This is a genomic window from Sphingobium sp. SJ10-10, from assembly GCF_036038995.2.
GTDB lineage: Bacteria > Pseudomonadota > Alphaproteobacteria > Sphingomonadales > Sphingomonadaceae > Sphingobium.
Map to the genome: position 1 here is coordinate 287,501 of NZ_CP158133.1, position 16,711 is coordinate 304,211.

Below are 16,711 nucleotides of genomic sequence, written 5' to 3' on the forward strand. Positions count from 1 at the left end.
ACTGGCGCGCCAATGCCTATGCGCAATATTATGACTGGTCGATGTATTCCAACCCGACCTATGCCGATCCAGACGGCAGCAGCGCGCAGATCCGGCAATATGACCGCCGTTGGATCATCGGCGCTACGGCGGAGAAGCGCTGGTCGCTTGGCTCGACGATCGATTTCGGTGTCGGAACTGAGGATCGCTACGATCATATCGGCAATGTCGGGGTGTCCCGCACCGCCGCCCGTGCATTCCTTGCTTCGCTCGGCCGCTATCATGTCGAGGAGCTGTCGCTGGCTCTCTATGGCGATGTGACTTGGCGTCCCCTGTCCGGCCTGCGTCTGACGGGCGGGCTGCGTGGCGACCATTATCGCTATGCGGTGCGGGCACTGGACGCCACCGCCGCCGCGCTGGGCGAGGGCAAGGGAACGGACAGCCTGCTCTCGCCCAAGGCCTCGCTCGCATATCGTGTCGCGCCCGCGCTGGAACTCTACGCCAATTGGGGCCGGGGTTTTCATAGCAACGATGTGCGCGGGGCGGTGAATGTCGATACGCCCGTTCCCGTGCTCGTGCGCGGCACGGGCAAGGAATTGGGTGGCCGTTTGCAGATCGGATCGGCCAGCCTGACGGCAACCTATTGGTGGCTGAATGTCGGCAGCGAGTTGCGCTTCGTCGGGGATTCCAACGCGGTCGAACCGACCGGCGCCAGCAGGCGGCATGGTTATGAGATCGTCGCCTTCTGGCGGCCGCTGTCCTGGCTGGCGCTGGACGGCAATTATACCGCCAGCCATTCGCGCTACGACAATGGAGACCGGATTCCCAATGCCTTCGAAAATGCGGCTTCGGCGGGCGCGGCGGTCGTGCTGGGACGTTGGGAGACCAGTTTGCGCGTGCGGCATCTGGGGCCTTATCCGCTGATCGAGGACAATAGCGCGCGGGATAAGGGGAGCACTGTCGTCAACGCCCGCGGCGCGTGGAAGGGCAAGCGGATCGAGCTTTATGGGGAGCTACTGAATGTCCTCGACAGCCGGGACAAGGACATCGCTTATTTTTACGAGTCCTATATTCCCGCCTTCGACACCGCCGGCCCGCAGGAAGGAAGGTTGAGCCGGGTTGTGGAGCCTCGCACTGTTCGGTTGGGGGTGAAGGTCAAGTTTTAATCGTTCCAGAGGCTGGGATTGGCCAGTTCCAGCCATTGAGAGGCACGTGTTCCTGCGAAGGCAGGAACCCAGTTCCTACGGTGCGACGATCCACGAACGGCGGGACTGGGCTCCTGCCTTCGCAGGAGCACGATGCACTGCAAGGAAGGCAGCGCGAAACAGACCATCCCCTATCCACCCCAAAGCCTCCGCTCAACCACCTCCACATAATCCGATCACGGTCCTTATCCTGCCAGCGACCGTCGCGTCCATCTGTCCCCTTTCTCTCAGCGCCTGTTCGGCCGCCTCCGCGGCGCTGCCCAGCGTCGCCTGGCCGAACATCGCCGCCGTGCCCGCAATCTTGTGCAATTCACCCTGTGCTTCTTCCAGCGCCTCGCCCGCCGGGGCCGGGTCATCCAGCAGGCGCGTGAGCAGGGCCGACCACAGCGCCGTCTTCTCACGGAAGCGCTCGCTCAGTTGCTGCGTCACCGGGTCGAAGGCTTCGGGCGCCTCCTCAATCGCCTTGGCGGGCAGCCATGTCGCGAGCGCCTGTTGCAGATCGGCCAAGCGGAGCGGCTTGACCAGATGCGCCTGCATCCCCGCGGCCAACGAGGCGTGCACATCCTCGCCAAAGGCATTGGCGGTCAGCGCCAGGATCGGCAGTTCATGGGCCGTGACGCCCTGACCGCGAATGGCCCGCGCCGCGTCCAGCCCATCCATCACCGGCATCTGCATATCCATGAGCAGGATGTCATAGGGCGCGCCCTCCTCCCTGGCGCGCAGCACGGCGGCGAGCGCCTGCGCGCCATTGGGCACGATCGTCGCGGTGCAACCGATCCGTTCCAGCATCGCCCGGACCAACTCCTGATTGACGTCATGATCCTCCGCCACCAGCACCCGCAGGTCGGCAAGATGAACCGCCTTCCCGGCGGGCGGCAAGGCGATGGAGGAAAGCGCCGCCGCATCGGCCTGTTCGAAGGGCAAATGCAGGGTGAAGCGGCTCCCCTGCCCCACTGTGCTGTCCAGCGAAAGCTCGCCATTCATCAGCGTCACGAGCTGGGCGCTGATCGACAGGCCAAGGCCGCTGCCGCCGAACCGGGCGGCGGTGCCGACATCCGCCTGCACGAATTTCTCGAAAATGGCGGCCTGCCGCTCGGGCGCGATGCCGGGTCCGCTGTCCTCGACCGCGATCACCAGCCGATCCGCTCCATCAAGATGCACGCGCAGCGCGACATGCCCCTCGGCAGTGAACTTGACCGCATTGCCCAGCAGGTTGAGCACCACCTGACGCAGCCGCAGCCCGTCGCCCAGCATCATTCGCGGCAGATCGTCGGCAATGTCGCGGATCAGTTCCACGCCCTTCTGCCCCGCGCTGGCCCGTACAAGATTGAGGCAGGCGTCCAGCGCATGGATCAGGTCGAAGGGTTCGCGGGCGATCTCCATCTGCCCAGCCTCGACCTTCGACAGGTCCAATATGTCGTTCAGCAGGCGCATCATCGCCCGGCCGGAATCTGCTATCATCTTGACCTGATGATGCTGTTCGGGCGGCAGGCCTGCGCCCAGCAGCAGATCGGCAAAGCCCAATATGCCGTTCATCGGGGTGCGGATCTCATGGCTCATATTGGCGAGGAAGCCGGTCTTGGCGGCGCTCGCCATTTCCGCCGAATGCCGGGCGGAAATATCCTCCACCACGGAGACGAAGAAATCCGGCGCGCCTACCGCATCGCGCACCAGCGAGACGGTAAGGTTGATCCACACCACCCCGCCATCCTTGCGGACATAGCGCTTTTCATAAGCGAAATCGCTGATCTCCCCCAGCAGGAGGCGGCCTGCCAGCCGGGCATCGATCTCATAATCGGCGGGATGGGTGATCTGCCGGTAGTCGAGGCCGGCCAATTCCTCCCGGCTATAGCCTGCAATCTCGCAGAAGCGGTCGTTGACCAGCAGGAAGCGCCCTTCCGGTGAGCAATGGGCGAGGCCGACGGCGGCCTGTTCGAAGGTCGCGGCGAAACGGCGGGCCGCGTCCGAATGCGCGGCATTGGCGAAGCCCGTGATGATCGGCCCCGCCATCAGGCGGACAACGTCCAGATCGGCGCGGGTGAAGGCCGCCATCCGATCGGAATAGACCTTGAGCACGCCCACGGTCTGGCCATGATAGGGCAAGGGAACCAGCATCATCGATCGGACGCCGACTTTGCGGCAGGCGTCGCGGTCAACGCGGGGATCGGTTTCGCTGTCGTGGCAGAACTGGGTTTCGCCCGTCGCGATGCAGGTGCCCGAGAGGCTGCCGCTCAGCGCCAGGCGCAGGCCGATCTGCTTGATCGATGTGCCGCTGACGGCGCGATAGACCACCTCCTCGCCATCGCGCATCTCGACAATCGCGCCCGTCGCCAGGGGAATGATGCGCAGGGCGCGCGCCACCACCTCATCGATGATCTGCTGGAAATCGGCATAGGCTTCGGTCACCGCCGACTGGAGCGCCAGCATCTCCTTCATCCAGCCGGGTGAGCTTGGGTCAGCCATGGGCCGACACCTCCCAGCCATGGACGCGAAAGCCTGCAAAACCGGGCCAGCCCGACAGCAACGGCATGAGCGCGCGTTCGGTTTCGGCGGCTCGGGACGGCGCGCCATGGAAGCTGATGCGCGTGGGGTCGGTTCTATTCTCGCGCACCAGGGCGAAAGTGGCGGCGGACGGGCCGGAGGCTTCGGACGTGGCGAGCAGTTCCGCCCCAACATCGCTGAGCTTCAATGTGCCGCTCGGCGCGCGGCGGTAGAGCCGAGTTGCTTCCTGCCCCACGGGGCCGGTTTCGAGGGCGATCCGCACGGGCGGCCCTGCTTCCCCAAGCCAGCTTTCGGCGGCATCCAGGATCAATTGAGGATCGGTGCGATAGGCCATGACGATGATTTCGTGGATCGAGGCGAGGGCGGTTTCGAGGGCGGCCGCCCCTTCGGGCGAGCGGCGCATCCACCAGGGCAGGTCGACGGCCACCGCCCCGCCCCAGGCCTGGGCGACCGCCTGCACGCTTTCCGCCCAACCTTGCCAGCCTGCCGGATCGCTCGCGAAGCCGGGCAGCGCATAGGGTTCGATGTCGAGTTCAAGCAGCGGCCGGGTCGCGAGATGATCGTCGCACCAGCGGCGCAGATGAGCGAAACGGCGGACGGCTTCCGCACGCCCTTCAGCCGTTGCCATGCCGGGATCGCCATCGAGCAGACGAAAGCCGATGCCGCGCTCCGTCAGCGCCGCCGCAAGCCGGGCCAGCGCGGAATCCGGCCTGGCGGGCGCCTGAATGGCGAGTTCGGTCCAGCCCGCCGCAGCAGCGCGGCGGGAGAAGCCGATCGGATCGGCACGCCAATCCTGTTCGCGCCAAATCCATGTCCCCCGCCCGTTCGGGCCCGCTCCGGTAGGCGTCAATGTCACCGCGTCAAGCTGGGCTGAGACGTCCCTGTCGGGACAGGTCAGGACAAGCATCTGCTCCTCCTGCCGATCCGTGAAGGGGATGATGGCGGGCCTATCTGTCCAGTGCGCAGCCGGAATGGCTGGCGCGTCCCGCCCGAGCGGCAGGGCGCTGACACCGATAGCGGCGTCGGCGCGCCCTTCCAGCCGCCAAAACCCCCGATAGGCGCGGGGCAGGCGCCGATCCGGCCAATGAAGCACGGCACCGGCAGGCGCGCGTCCAGCCTGGCAGCGGATGCGCAGGCCATTCCCGTCATGCTCCACCCTCACCCGATCCTCGGTTCCGAAAGGCCGGACATCCGCCAGCGGCAGGATATTCACGCCGATCGGCACCAGCAGCGGCAGAGGCAGCGCATCCGCGCGTTCCGGCGCCAGCGCAGCGGGACGAAACACGCCCGCCTCGATCGTGCCGGACAGGGTCAGTCGCTCCACCTCGCGCCAGTTCGTCATGGCAGGTCCTTTCCAGATCGGGGCGGGAGGGGCAGCGGCCGCCACCAGCAGGAACAGAGCCGCTTTCACTGGCGCACGAAGGCCGAACGACCGGCGGCGGCCCAACGATTGTCCTTGCGGAAGAACCGCCACATGCCATGGAGCCGGAACGCCAGATTGGCCTGACGATAGCCCAGATTCTCCACCACGGCGGCGATGCCGATCATGGCCAAATCCCGCGCTCGCGGCGTGCGGCGCAATTGCACCTCCTCCAGCGCCAGCGTGCCGAGGCTAAGGGCCGTGCCGAACAGCACCGTCAGCGAAAAAAAGGCGAACACCACCGTCCCGGATGTCACTCCCATCAGCCAGAGCAGCGGAATCAGGAGATAGCCGAACAGCTCGCAGGGTGGACCCAGCACATCCTCGATCACGATCAGCGGCATGCTGATGAGGCCGATTCGGCCATAGCGCGGATTGGCCAGCATCCGCCGATGTTCGACGATGGTTTCCAGCGCGCCCTGCTCCCACCGCGCGCGTTGGTTGCGCAGCCCCTTCCAGCTTTCCGGCGCGTCGGTCCAACAGACGATTTCCGGCACGAAATCGATGCGATAGGGCTTTTTCTCCTCCCGCATGCGGCGGTGGATGCGGGTCACGACCTCCAGATCCTCGCCCACCGTATCGTGGCGATAGCCGCCAATCTCGACCAGCGTGGCCCGGCGGAACATGCCGAAGGCGCCGGATATCAGCATCAGCATGTCCAGCCGCGCATTGGCGATGCGCGCCGTCAGGAAGGCGCGCAGATATTCCAATATCTGGTATCGGGGCAGCCATTTGCCCGGCAGGCGGATTTGGCGCACATGGCCGCCCGCGACCACCGATCCGTTGACGATGCGGATCGCCCCGCCCACCGCCATCAACGACCCGTCATCGGCCATGAAGGGTTCCGCCGCGCGCAGCAGGCCGTCCGGTTCTATGATCGAATCCGCATCGATCACGCACACCAGAGGCGCGGCGGCGAAGCCGAGGCCCGCATTGACGGCATCGGCCTTCCGCCCATTTTGCTTGTCGATCAGGATCAGGTTCGGATAGCGGGCCGAACCGTAGACGCCCAATATCTTCGTCTTCTGCAATTCGGCCAGTTGCTCCCGTTCGATAGGGCGCAGGGCGAATTCGCGGATCAGCACCTCCAGCGTGCGGTCGCTGGAACCGTCATTGACCAGGATCACCTCATGATCGGGATATTCCAGCGCCAGCAAGGCCCGGACGCTGTCGGCTATCGACAACTCCTCGTTGAAGCAGGGGGCGATCACCGAGACCGGCAGGGCAAGGTCGGCGTAGCGGGTCCAAAGGTCATAGGACCGGCTGGCCGGCTTGATCCGGGTGACGAAGACCCCCGCGGCGAGCAGCAACTGAACGGTCGACACCAGATTGCGGATGCTGACGACAAGGAAACAGAGCAGGCCGATGACGACCAGCGTGCCGACGCCGATATCGGCCGCCTTCGAGAGGATGCGCGCCATCATGCCGCCACCTGCAACATCTGCACCGCCTGTTGCGCGCGCAGGCGGACCCAGGGCGAAGGGTCGTTGCGCAGGGCCGACAGTAACGGCAGGGCGGCGGTCAGCCGCATGATCTGGCAGGCGCGAATGGCGCGGGAGCGCACCGGATGTTCGGGGTCTTCCAGCATCCTGATGATCCAACCGGCGCTGCCCGGATGGCCGAGCCGGGTCGCGGAATCGAGCGCGGCGAGGCGCACCGGAGGATGCGGGTCGCCCGCCGCCGCCGCCAACAGCGGCAGGGCGGCGAAGTCCTCCGTCCACCCCAACGCATCGATCACCAGCGCGCGGACGGCAGGCGGCAACTGGTTCGACCGGCCAAGCGCCATCAACTCGGCCGGATGGCTGACCGCGATCAGGCGGAACAGGCTGCGGTGCAAAGGCGTGATCCGCGTTTCATAGAGCGAAAGATCTTCGATTAGCCGTTCCGGCGCGGGCAGCGCATCAAGTTGCGCCAGCAAGGACGCCGCCTCCAGCCTGGTGTCGATATGCGGATCCTCATGCAGCACCGACAGCAGCGCGTCGACCGCATGTTCGCCGCCGATGCTGCCCAATATGCGCATCGCGTCAACCTGCGCCCGGCGGCGGGAACTTTGCGTCTTGCGCAGCGCATCCTTGAGCAGGCCGTGGCGGTCGACCAGCGCGATCAGCCGCTCCCGCTCCTCGCCGCGCAGAAGCTGGATCATGCGGCCGATCGCCGCCAGCTTGTCGGCGGTCCGCGCCTTGCGGAAGGCGGGGCCGGACAGCGCATCCTCGCCGTCCCCGCCCTCCATGCCACCGCCCATGATCTCACGGATCAGCGCCTTGATCATCGCCGCCGCCTGCGCATCCGCCCGCTCCGCCCGGTCGCGGCGGATCACCAGGAACAGCAGCAGCGCCGCCATGCCCAGCGCGCCGTAGAAAGAGATGAAAATGGCGATCTGCGCGACATGGTCGGGGATCGGCATCTGCATCACGGTCAGAAGCCGATCTGAAGGCCGAGCGACCCGCCCTTGCGCGTATAGGTCGCCCGGCGGCGGTCATAATCCAACCCGGCGCGCAGTGTGATCCGTTCAGCCAGCGGCACGGTGCCGCCCAGAAACAGCGAATGGACCTGCCGGGTGATGCCCGCTTCGGTATCCGGATAGGTCGCGGCCCCGGCATAAAGGGTCGCGCCATGGTTCAGCGTCGCGTCCAGCCGCCCGGACACCCCGGCGCGGTGCGTGCCCTGTTCATCCCACAGGTTGATCATCCGCACCGTGGCGCTGACGCCCAGCCGAACCGCAGTCAGGCGGACGCCCGGCAGGAAGGTCGTCACCGACACGTCCCGATATTCGGCATGGCGCAGGTCGCCAAGCAGGGTCGCATAGGATGTGACATCCGCCTCGATCCCGCCGCTGGCGCTCCATTTTTCGCGGAAATCGGCGTGGGGCGTCACGGCCAGCGCGGCATAGGCGCGGATATGCGGGCCGATGCGCTGGTCGATGCGCCCCTCGATACGGGTATCAGTGAAGCTCTGGCGATCCTCCCGCTCGGCGGCGAGCGCCAGCACCGTGCCCTGCGCCACGCGGCCATAAGCGGCCAGCGTCGTCGTCGACCAGGTCCGGCTCGGCCGGTTGTCGAAGGAAACATGGGAAAAGCCCTGCGCCACGGCCAGGCCGAAGCGCTGAGGCTGAGCGGCGGACGTTTCGGTCAGAAGCTGACGGCGGATCGCGGCAACCTCCGCATCGCCGGGCGAACGCCGCTCGATCGCCACGACTTCGCGCTCGGCGGCGGCGCGGTCGCCCGACCAGAGATAGGCGCGGGCCAGGGCGGCGGCGATGTCGTTATCTGCGGGCGCCAGTTCCTGCGCCCGGCGCAGCGTCACGATAGCCTGGAGATAGTGCCCGGCAAAGCCATGGGCGCTGCCCAGCAGGCGCAAAATCTCAGGATCGTCGGGGAAATCGGCATTGGCCCGGTCCAGCAGGGCAATGGCCTCCGCTTCATCCTTGCGTGCCAAAGCGGCGCGGGCGGCGGCGATCTGCGCGTCGCGGGAAGCGGTGGGCGCAGCCTGTGCCGGAACAGCCAGCGTCATGCAGGCCATGACACAAGCGGACAGCGTCCTCACCGCGCCATCCGGGCCGATTTGAGGATCGCATTGACTCGCACCACCAGCTCGTCGGGAATGAAGGGCTTGGTCAGATAATCGCGCGCGCCGGAGGTCAACGCCGCCATGACATCCGCCTGCGCCTTGCGGGAGGTCAGCATCACCACCGGAATCTCCGGCAGTTCCTGCGTCACGGCGCGCAACACATCCGCGCCGGACATGACCGGCATCATCGCGTCGAGCACCAGCAGATCGACATCGCCCTGGCGCGCCGCCTCCAGCGCGGAGGCTCCATCCTGCCGGATCGTCACATCATGGCCTGCCGCCTCCAATTTGAACCGAACCAGCTCGCCCAGCAGATCGTCATCATCGGCAACCAGGATGTGCGCCACTATTACCTACCTCTTGGATCGCTTCAGCCGTTACGTTCCAACTGCGGATATTTTCCTTTTTTAACAATCAATAATGCCATTTTAACCCTCATTTCGCCGTGACGCGGCCACGGCCCGTCCGGATGGCATGCTTGCCGAAAGCCGCGACGCCCATCATGTCGAATGGATTTTCGGCGCAGTCGAGCCAAGAGCCTCGACTGCGCCGAAATCAGTTCGATATGAAAGCTTTCTGGGCAGCACCATGCCCGCCACAGATGGAATGCGGGTTGGCCCTCGCTGGTTTCAGACCCCGTAGAGCAGGGTCGCCTCGGCGCTGCGTTCCCGTTCGCTGGCGTTCTGGCGGCCGTCGATCTCCTGCTCCACAGGCTGACCCAGCCGGGACAGCAGGAAACGGCCGAACGTCCAATCGCCAAGGCCGGAGTCGGCATTGATATGGCCCACTTCGCCGGCATCCGCGAACCGGCTGCCCCAAAATTGCGCCAACCGCTTTGCCCGACCGATCGAGATATAGGGATCGCTGCGGCTGGCCACGACGATCGAGGGGAAAGGCAGCAAAGCCTTGGGCGTGGGAGCGAAACCGCGCAGGCGGGGGTCGACGACCCCTGATTCGAGCTCGGGCGGCGCGACCAGCAGGGCGCCCGCGATCTTGTCGCTCCATTCGCTGCATTCGAACGCGGCCCACCAGGCGACGGCATGGCAGCCCAGGCTGTGCGCCGCGAGGATGACTGGTCCGTCGATCCGGCCGATCGCATGGCTGAGATTGCTGATCCAACTATTGCGGTGCGGCGCATCCCAACTGCCCAGTTCCGCGCGATGGCAGTTGGGAAGTTCCGATTCCCAGATGCTCTGCCAATGGCCGGGTCCGCTGTTCATCAGGCCGGGCACGGTCAGGATCGTCGCGGAATGAGCAAGTTCGGTAGCATATGGACGCATGGCGGGACCTCCTGCCGACTTCTTATTCTCTATCAATATGATTGACAATATGCCGCGGGCATTTTGCGAACTGTCGTTGCCCGCTTGGGACGAACCGAATTTTCCGCCGTCCCGCCGCTTGAATGCGCGCTAACGGATGGTTCATGTTTTTGGCGGATGAATCACGGGAAACGAAGTGATACATTGGACTCGCGGAATCCGGATACTTCCCCGCTTTTCGCTCGGCTGAACGCAGGAACGGGAACGTCTCCAAACTCTTCCCCTCCTTCGTTCAGCCGGTTCCTCTCCCATCCTTCATTCCGGCCCAATGCGTGGAATGTTAAGGATAATGCATCAAGCTTTCTTTAATTCAGCGGTGATAGACGAACGGCAACAGAAGGGGCCGAAGATGACATTCGTTCGACTATGTGCTGCATCCACCATCCTTTCATCGGCCGCGCTGCTGGTGAGCCCGGCCATGGCTTCCGAAACCGCCAAGGGCTCCTTTGCCGTCAGGGCCGTGGTTCCGGCCTATTGCGAAATCGACAGCGATCCCGTGCAACTGAGCGAAGGATCGGGTTTCCAATCCGGAAGCGTGATGGAGCTTTGCAACAGCGCGGACGGATTTCAGGTGGTCGCCTCCTATCGCGAGCTTGCGCCCAGCGAGCAGGTGCGGTTCAGCTATGCCGGCTATTCGCGTCAGCTCAATGCGTCGGGCTGGACGCCGGTGGCCAATCGCGTCGGCGCCAAATTCGGCATGCGGCCCATCGGCGTGCAATATAGCGCGCTTCAGGCGCCGCTGGCGATCAACCTCACCATCACTTATTTCTGACCCCATCCAAGGCCAGGATCAGATCGGCGTGACGGCCACCGTCACCCGGTCGGTATATTTGCCCGCATGCCAGGTCGGGTCCGGATCGACGGTGATGGAAATGCCGTGGACGTCGCCCAGCGATCCGGTGTGTTCACCGACGTTGATCTGATCGCCCGTCGCCATGTTGAAGGCGCGGCCATCCACGAACAGCCGGTAAGGAATGACGTCCGGGCCGTCGATGCGGCGGAGCATGCCGCCATATTGGGACGTAAAGCGTAGCTGATAGCCCGATGTGCTGAGCACGCGGACCGCGAAGGGCTGCGACACTGTCCGCATGGTGGTGGACAGCTCGCCCAGGTCGATCCGGGCCGCTCCCCCTTCCCCACCGACGCCAGCGAAGCGGATGCGGGCGGTCGCCGGAATTTCCAGCTTCAGGCGGAGTTGCACCTCGTCCAATGGGGCGTTGCTGCTGTCTTCGGATAGAGCGAAGACCAGTTGCTGGCGATAATCGCCGCTCCGCATCCCCCAGTTCACCGGCACGTTGACGGTATAGCCGACCGACGTCCGCCCATGCGGTTGCAGGATGACCACGCCGCCGCCGCTCGACACGTCCGCTGGCGAAGCGGAGGTCACGGAAATATTCCCGCCGGGGCCGTTCAGCATATAATTGGGAAAGGAGGCGTCGGACGCTCCCAAATCCCGCGTCACCCGCAGCCGCAGGCGGCATTCGCTGTCGCCGTCATTGCGCACCATGATCCGGAAGGGTTCGGTCAACTGCCGCTGGTCCATGCTGTCGCCAGCGGCGAGGCGGACCTCGCGCGGTCCTTCGACGAAGGAGGGCCGGCATTCCGCCAGTGCATGGCCCGGCACGATGAGCGACGCGAAACCCAGGTAGCGGCAAAATCGGCGCATCATAGTCACTCCTGTGTCCCGGTGGCCGGGCGGGCGGTCACATCGCCCAGTTGTAGCAAGGATTTCGTATCGGCGGGCACGTGAATCATGAACTGCATGTCCGGATTGCGCAGCTCCACCCGATAGCTCTTGCCGGGACGAAGCCCCTGCGTCGCGAAACGGCCCGCGGAGTTGGTGAAGAAGGGTTGCGACGCGAAGACCGGATCGTCCACCGCCGAAATGGTGCCGCCCAGCAGGCTGACCTTCTCCCCCTCATAATAGAGGAAGCCATAGGCGCTGATATTCGCATCGCTGCCGACGACGAGTTTGTAGCCGCTTTTATAGGGCGGATTGACGGTATGCACGCCCGTGCCGATGTCGTAGCCTTCCGTCCCGTTCTTCAGATCATATTGGATGCTCTGTCGGTTATAGCTATTGAGCCGCCCGTCCAGCGCCGGGCCCCAGATGCCGCTTTGCGCCTCCACCTTGCCGTCGTCCACCGACTGTCCCACCACGACCTGCTTGTCCTTGAGCGCCTCATGGGCTTTGGCGACAAGGAAGCTGTCGGAAATCGGCCGGCCGATGGCGACGCTGTTCCCCGCCACGGCGATCGACGTGCCGATTTGCAGACGACTGTCCTGCCGGTCGTCGATTCGCGAGAAGCCATTGCCCGAAGAGATGGTGGTGAAGCGCGAATAAAAGCGGTTGCCGATATAGGTTGCCGATCCGTCGATCGAGGCCATGCCGTCGGAATTGTGCGCGGCGATGTCGTAACCGAAGGAGCCGACCCTATCGTCATAGCTGCGCGTCAGGGAAAGGCGCGCATCGTCGCGGCGGCTGTTATAGCCTGCCTCCGCGCGGGTCTTCTGACCGAAGGGCACGACCAATGCGATGCGCGCGCCGAAGCTGCGCCCAAACACGTCCTTGCCATATTCCACCCCCCCGGTGAGGCGGAAGCGCGATGCCCGGTGCATGACATCGACGAAGGCGAGCTTGGTCCCCCTCAGCCCCTCCCGCTCGAACCAGTTGCCGCCTACGACCAGGCTGGTGCGATCGCTCAATTGCTGGCCGTAATTGGCGGTCAGGGTGAAGGTCCGGAAACGGCCGAAACCGATGGCGTCGGACAGGGTCGAGAAATTCCGGCTGCGATAGTCGGCGCTGACCGACAATTGCTTGCCTTGGATGCCATAGCCGAATTGCAGCGAATAGGCGCCGCGCAGCGAATAGCCGGTCCCTCGTCCGGTGCTGATCGCGCTCGAAAATTCGAACCGTCCGGGAATGGAGCGCGGCGTGGAAATGACCTCTATGGCGCCCAGTTGCACATCGTTGCCCGCCTGCACCGCGCCGCCGAGCAGCAGCCGGTTGCTGATGCCGCGGCGATAATAGGCCGACAATGCGGGAGAGTGGCCGTATATCGGCTGGGCGCGGAAGTCGGTCGGCACGAAGCCCACCGCCGCGCCATATTCGCTTTCCCCGGCGATCAGGTCGGACGGGTTGAAATAGGAATCGAAGGAGGTGATCTGCCGCCGCCCGCTGACATCCGTGACGTAGAGCTGAGCGTTGCGGCCGCCATATTGGGTCTGAAGCCGGGAAAGGTCGTACGTGCCCGAATTGAGCTGGAACCGCTCCACTTGCTGGCCGTCGACGATCACGTCGACCGTGGAATCGCGGTCGAGCAGAACCTGTTGACCGCCGAGTTGAAGGAGCGGCGTGCTGCCGGTGAAAGTCCGCCTGCCCTTTTCGACGGCAATGCCGCCAAGCAGCGTGCCGGAGGTGATCGACAGGCCATTGAGCTGAAGGTCGCCCGCGCTCCAGCGGCGCTGCTTTTCATATTCGTCATAGACCAGCCGCGCCTGACGCCGATAGAAGCCGCCACCGCCGGTCAGCGCCTGATCATAGCCGCCGTCGAATTCCAGCACGACGCCGCGATAGCGCATCGCCCCCTGCAGGATGAGGGCAGGCTTTTCGAAGTCGCGGAAATCGCTGACCCGCATGTCCCCGATCATGTTCAGATAGGCGCTGAATTTCTCCGGTTCGAGCGTGGTCGCGGGCAGGGAAAAGCGCACGGCTTCCCCCAATGCCTGGGCGGCGACCATGGTCCCGTCGATACGGTCGACGCGGACCTGCAATTCGGAAGAATCGTAGATGAGGGTGACGCCCGCCTTCTCCACATCGGCAACCGAAACCGAAGGCGTGGCGGGCAGGACCGCCGCGAATTTGGTCCGCCCACTCTCCGACAGCAGGGGCGCGACATGCTCCAGCAGAGACTGGCGATCGAAGAGGATCGTCCCGTCCACATAGACCGTCGCGGCGACATCGCCATAGACATTGCCCTGCCGCAAAAGGGGCAGGGTCATCTGCAGACCTTTGTCGCCGGGTCGAGCCGCGGGTCCGGGCGCGGCCGGAGGCTGCGCGCCGGCTGTCCCCTGCCCGGCCACCTGGGCCAGCGCGACCGTCGACGACGCGGCCAGTGCGCCTGTGGCGACGCTGAAGAGTAAATGTCTCACCCTGCCCCCCTCGGGCATGTTCAAAGGATCAGCGCTTCAGCGTCACCGTCGCTCCGGCCGCCATTTTTTCCGGAGTCGGGATGAAGAAGATGCGGGCCTGGCCCGGCGCGACGATTCCCATCCCGATCATTTCGCTCATCTGAGCGGCGTTATATTCCGCGCTATAGGGCTTGCCGGTGCTGTCCGTGCCGCTGACGGCCCAGCCGGACCGACCGGCCGGGAAATAGCGATTGCCCTTGTTCTCGATGCGCACTTCCAGACCATTTTCGGTCCGGGTCTTGCGGACATCCTTGTCCTGCGGCGCCTTTTCATCCGGGCCGAGCTCGACCTCGCGGGAAATAGGCGCGATCTGGGCGACCACCGGGTCGGGCGCCGTCCCGTCGGGCACGACGTTGACGAGGACGTTGAAGCGCATCACGACCTGAATGCGCGACTGTTCGGCCGGAAGCTGGACGGGAATCTGGCTGACCGCCGCATAATAGACTTCCGATTTCGTCAGCGGACCGTCCGGCAGATATTGGATGCGGAATACCTGCTTGCCATTGGGCGCGATCAGCGTCTGGGGCGGGAAGACCATGAAACGGTCGTCCGCGGGCTCCAGCGTCAGTTCGCCGCGTTCCCCGATGACGCCGCGATACATGCGCACTTCCATCGGCAACTGGCGGTCTTCATTGTTGGCGACCTCGATCCGCGCCGTGGAACGTGTACCCTGAGGCTCCAGATCCACCGACATCGGCGTGACCCGCGCAGCCTGCGCGCCGGTCGCCATGCCTGTCAGCAGAAGCAGCGGCAGAACGAATTTCACCCATTTGAGGAACATCGTCCTCTTCCCCCTCGATCATGAACGGCGGAAATCGGGGAAGCCATGAAAGGGCTCCCCCAAATTCCTGTGCAGATGCTGCGATTAGCTGGCGGTGACCGTCACGGTCACGGTGTCGCTGTAGGTGCCGGCCACCGGACGGGCATCCAGGTTGTTCAGCGGATCGACCAGCGCGTCGAACTTGACCTGGCGGTGCAGCGCGCCGCGCGAGGCGCCGTTGTTGAGCTGGATAAGACCCAGCAGAGCCGAACGGCGGAAACCGGGCTGCTGCAGCAGACCGCCATTGCGATAATTGTCGGCGGCGAGCGAGTAGTTGATCGTGTTCTTGAAGCCTGCATCCGCGCCCGTCAGCGGGGTGCTGGTGGTCAGACGGCCGGCATTGGCCGACGAGATGGTCATGCTGTTGGTGTCGTTGCACGACACGTAGAAGGGGCTGGTCGAGCTGGTGGCGACATCGTTGATGAACAGCGCGGTGCTGCCGGCATTGGTGTTGACGTTGACCGTGCCGAGCTGAATGTCGGTGATGTTTTCCATCGTGCAGGTCTTGGCGACCGACGCGTTGATGTCGAACGTGTCGCTGTCGGTGCTGGCTGCGAAAGCAGGGGTGCCAGCCATCAGGACTGCTGCGGCCGTGGCGGCCATAAGGAGCTTCTTCATAAGGATTTCCTTGAATCTTGAAATGGGTTGCGCGTCAGAGCGACGACCTGATCAGGGGCTTCAATGCCCTGATCCAAGCCGTGCCTTAGAGCGCGGTCTGGACGGTGACGGTCACGGTGCCCGTATAGTTGCCGGCCAGCGGACGCAGCGTGTTTTCGGACGACAGCACCTTCGCGGCCAGACGCACCTGGCGGTGGACGGGACCACGGCTGGTCTGGTTCTGGGCGCCATTCGCGCTGGAGAAGCTGGGCTGCGAGCCGCTCGTGAAATAGTTCAGAGCCTCGACGCGATAGTTCAGCTTGTCGGTGAAGCCGGCATCGTCGACGCCCGCCTGGAAAGCGCGCGAGCCCTGAAGGGTCGCGGGACCGGAAAGGGTCATCTGGTTCTGCTTGTTGCAGCTAACCCAGAACTGGTTGGTGTTCTGCGTCGCATCGCTGCTGAGCAGCAGGGCGCCATTGCCCGCCGTCGTGGAAATGTTCAGCGCGCCGAGGTTCACGTCGCTGACGTTCTGCATCGTGCAGGTTTCGGGGATCTGAGCATTGATCTGAAACTGGTCGGTGGCCGAGTTGGCCGCAAAGGCCGGACTCGCGACAAGCATTGCTGCCGCGGAGGCAAGGATCATCTTCTTCATGGAATACTTCCCCATCTGTTACAAAAAGCGGCCTGAACCACCCCCGTCTCCAATGGGGCTGCTTCCGGCCGTGACTTCAGGGAGGGCGCGCGACTCTCTTTCCCCACCCCTGGAGCTGAACGAAAGTATTAATATATATCTAACGAAAGTTAATACTCAATATTGGGTATCGCTCCGCTTTAATGGTTAACGCGGAACGGCAGCAGCGGGTAAAAATTCATGAAAGTCCCGGATTTCGGTGCGATCCTGACATATTTCCGGCCGCATCAATTAAAATCGACCTGGTTTGTACAAAATCGGGACATGGCTTCATCAATTTTGTTAAGGACAAATTTGTTAATCTATCTATATCGTAAGTTATAACTGTCGATTCGATAGATATGGATTAAAAATAGAGGCTGCTGCCGGGGGGTATGTGTGGCTGAAGGCTCCATGGCGAATGGAGAGTCGGTTTTTGCG

Annotated in this window: 14 protein-coding genes (1 of these 14 only partly in view); 2 read left to right on the forward strand and 12 right to left on the reverse strand. The window is 64.1% G+C overall.

Features of this window, described 5'->3' with window-relative positions; translation table 11 throughout:
• A protein-coding gene (locus tag VVT58_RS16995) for a TonB-dependent receptor domain-containing protein (RefSeq protein ID WP_327754926.1) crosses the window boundary here: on the forward strand, window positions 1-1,145 show its 3' portion. Its footprint begins 844 nt before the window's first position; 1,145 of the gene's 1,989 nt are visible here — the last part of the coding sequence; the start codon falls outside the window, past its left edge; its stop codon occupies window positions 1,143-1,145.
• 192 nt (window positions 1,146-1,337) lie between these two features.
• On the opposite strand, the gene VVT58_RS17000 is transcribed toward VVT58_RS16995, so the two are convergent.
• From VVT58_RS17000 to VVT58_RS17030, 7 genes are all read right to left on the reverse strand, one after another.
• On the reverse strand, window positions 1,338-3,647 hold the full coding sequence (locus VVT58_RS17000; RefSeq protein ID WP_327754925.1) for an ATP-binding protein: 2,310 nt from the start codon (window positions 3,645-3,647) through the stop codon (window positions 1,338-1,340).
• Entirely contained in the window at window positions 3,640-5,028 is a 1,389-nt protein-coding gene (locus tag VVT58_RS17005) for a hypothetical protein (RefSeq protein WP_327754923.1), read from the reverse strand. The genes VVT58_RS17000 and VVT58_RS17005 overlap by 8 nt, the downstream gene beginning before the upstream one ends.
• 65 nt (window positions 5,029-5,093) lie before the next feature.
• A complete protein-coding gene (locus tag VVT58_RS17010) occupies window positions 5,094-6,530 on the reverse strand; it encodes a glycosyltransferase (RefSeq protein WP_327754922.1) in 1,437 nt (478 codons plus the stop codon).
• Window positions 6,527-7,516 carry a HEAT repeat domain-containing protein gene (locus tag VVT58_RS17015; protein WP_327754921.1) on the reverse strand — a complete coding sequence of 330 codons (990 nt, stop codon included), beginning with the start codon at window positions 7,514-7,516 and terminating at the stop codon, window positions 6,527-6,529. The genes VVT58_RS17010 and VVT58_RS17015 overlap by 4 nt, the downstream gene beginning before the upstream one ends.
• Before the next feature lie 5 nt (window positions 7,517-7,521).
• A complete protein-coding gene (locus tag VVT58_RS17020; RefSeq protein WP_327754920.1) occupies window positions 7,522-8,649 on the reverse strand; it encodes a YaiO family outer membrane beta-barrel protein in 1,128 nt (375 codons plus the stop codon).
• Window positions 8,646-9,020: a response regulator transcription factor gene (locus VVT58_RS17025; protein WP_066562602.1), complete on the reverse strand. Its 375-nt coding sequence runs from the start codon at window positions 9,018-9,020 to the stop codon at window positions 8,646-8,648. The genes VVT58_RS17020 and VVT58_RS17025 overlap by 4 nt, the downstream gene beginning before the upstream one ends.
• Before the next feature lie 282 nt (window positions 9,021-9,302).
• The gene (locus VVT58_RS17030; protein WP_327754917.1) at window positions 9,303-9,953 is read right to left on the reverse strand and encodes an alpha/beta hydrolase; all 651 of its coding nucleotides are present in this window, start codon (window positions 9,951-9,953) and stop codon (window positions 9,303-9,305) included.
• 388 nt (window positions 9,954-10,341) lie between these two features.
• Here VVT58_RS17030 and VVT58_RS17035 point away from each other — a divergent pair, with 388 nt between their 5' ends.
• Window positions 10,342-10,764 (forward strand): hypothetical protein, encoded by a 423-nt coding sequence (locus VVT58_RS17035; RefSeq protein ID WP_140404547.1) that lies wholly within the window; start codon window positions 10,342-10,344, stop codon window positions 10,762-10,764.
• A gap of 18 nt (window positions 10,765-10,782) precedes the next feature.
• On the opposite strand, the gene VVT58_RS17040 is transcribed toward VVT58_RS17035, so the two are convergent.
• The 5 genes from VVT58_RS17040 to VVT58_RS17060 form a co-directional block, all read right to left on the reverse strand.
• A complete protein-coding gene (locus tag VVT58_RS17040) occupies window positions 10,783-11,661 on the reverse strand; it encodes a hypothetical protein (protein ID WP_327754916.1) in 879 nt (292 codons plus the stop codon).
• Window positions 11,662-11,663: 2 nt separating this feature from the next.
• Window positions 11,664-14,144 carry a hypothetical protein gene (locus VVT58_RS17045; RefSeq protein WP_327754914.1) on the reverse strand — a complete coding sequence of 827 codons (2,481 nt, stop codon included), beginning with the start codon at window positions 14,142-14,144 and terminating at the stop codon, window positions 11,664-11,666.
• 28 nt (window positions 14,145-14,172) lie between these two features.
• Complete coding sequence (locus VVT58_RS17050; RefSeq protein WP_176598763.1) at window positions 14,173-14,964, reverse strand: molecular chaperone; 792 nt, start codon at window positions 14,962-14,964, stop codon at window positions 14,173-14,175.
• Between the two features lie 84 nt (window positions 14,965-15,048).
• Entirely contained in the window at window positions 15,049-15,621 is a 573-nt protein-coding gene (locus tag VVT58_RS17055) for a spore coat protein U domain-containing protein (RefSeq protein ID WP_327754913.1), read from the reverse strand.
• Window positions 15,622-15,706: 85 nt separating this feature from the next.
• Window positions 15,707-16,252 (reverse strand): spore coat protein U domain-containing protein, encoded by a 546-nt coding sequence (locus VVT58_RS17060; protein ID WP_327754912.1) that lies wholly within the window; start codon window positions 16,250-16,252, stop codon window positions 15,707-15,709.
• Window positions 16,253-16,711: the final 459 nt, after the last annotated feature.

Excerpts from the sequence above, each read along its gene's own strand:
- VVT58_RS17035 (WP_140404547.1), top strand. The coding sequence starts at position 10,342 with ATGACATTCGTTCGACTATGTGCTGCATCCACCATCCTTTCATCGGCC.
- VVT58_RS17000 (WP_327754925.1), bottom strand. The coding sequence starts at position 3,647 with ATGGCTGACCCAAGCTCACCCGGCTGGATGAAGGAGATGCTGGCGCTC.
- VVT58_RS17030 (WP_327754917.1), bottom strand. The coding sequence starts at position 9,953 with ATGCGTCCATATGCTACCGAACTTGCTCATTCCGCGACGATCCTGACC.
- VVT58_RS17005 (WP_327754923.1), bottom strand. The coding sequence starts at position 5,028 with ATGACGAACTGGCGCGAGGTGGAGCGACTGACCCTGTCCGGCACGATC.
- VVT58_RS17015 (WP_327754921.1), bottom strand. The coding sequence starts at position 7,516 with ATGCAGATGCCGATCCCCGACCATGTCGCGCAGATCGCCATTTTCATC.
- VVT58_RS17040 (WP_327754916.1), bottom strand. The coding sequence starts at position 11,661 with ATGATGCGCCGATTTTGCCGCTACCTGGGTTTCGCGTCGCTCATCGTG.
- VVT58_RS17060 (WP_327754912.1), bottom strand. The coding sequence starts at position 16,252 with ATGAAGAAGATGATCCTTGCCTCCGCGGCAGCAATGCTTGTCGCGAGT.
- VVT58_RS17050 (WP_176598763.1), bottom strand. The coding sequence starts at position 14,964 with ATGTTCCTCAAATGGGTGAAATTCGTTCTGCCGCTGCTTCTGCTGACA.
- VVT58_RS17055 (WP_327754913.1), bottom strand. The coding sequence starts at position 15,621 with ATGAAGAAGCTCCTTATGGCCGCCACGGCCGCAGCAGTCCTGATGGCT.
- VVT58_RS17010 (WP_327754922.1), bottom strand. The coding sequence starts at position 6,530 with ATGATGGCGCGCATCCTCTCGAAGGCGGCCGATATCGGCGTCGGCACG.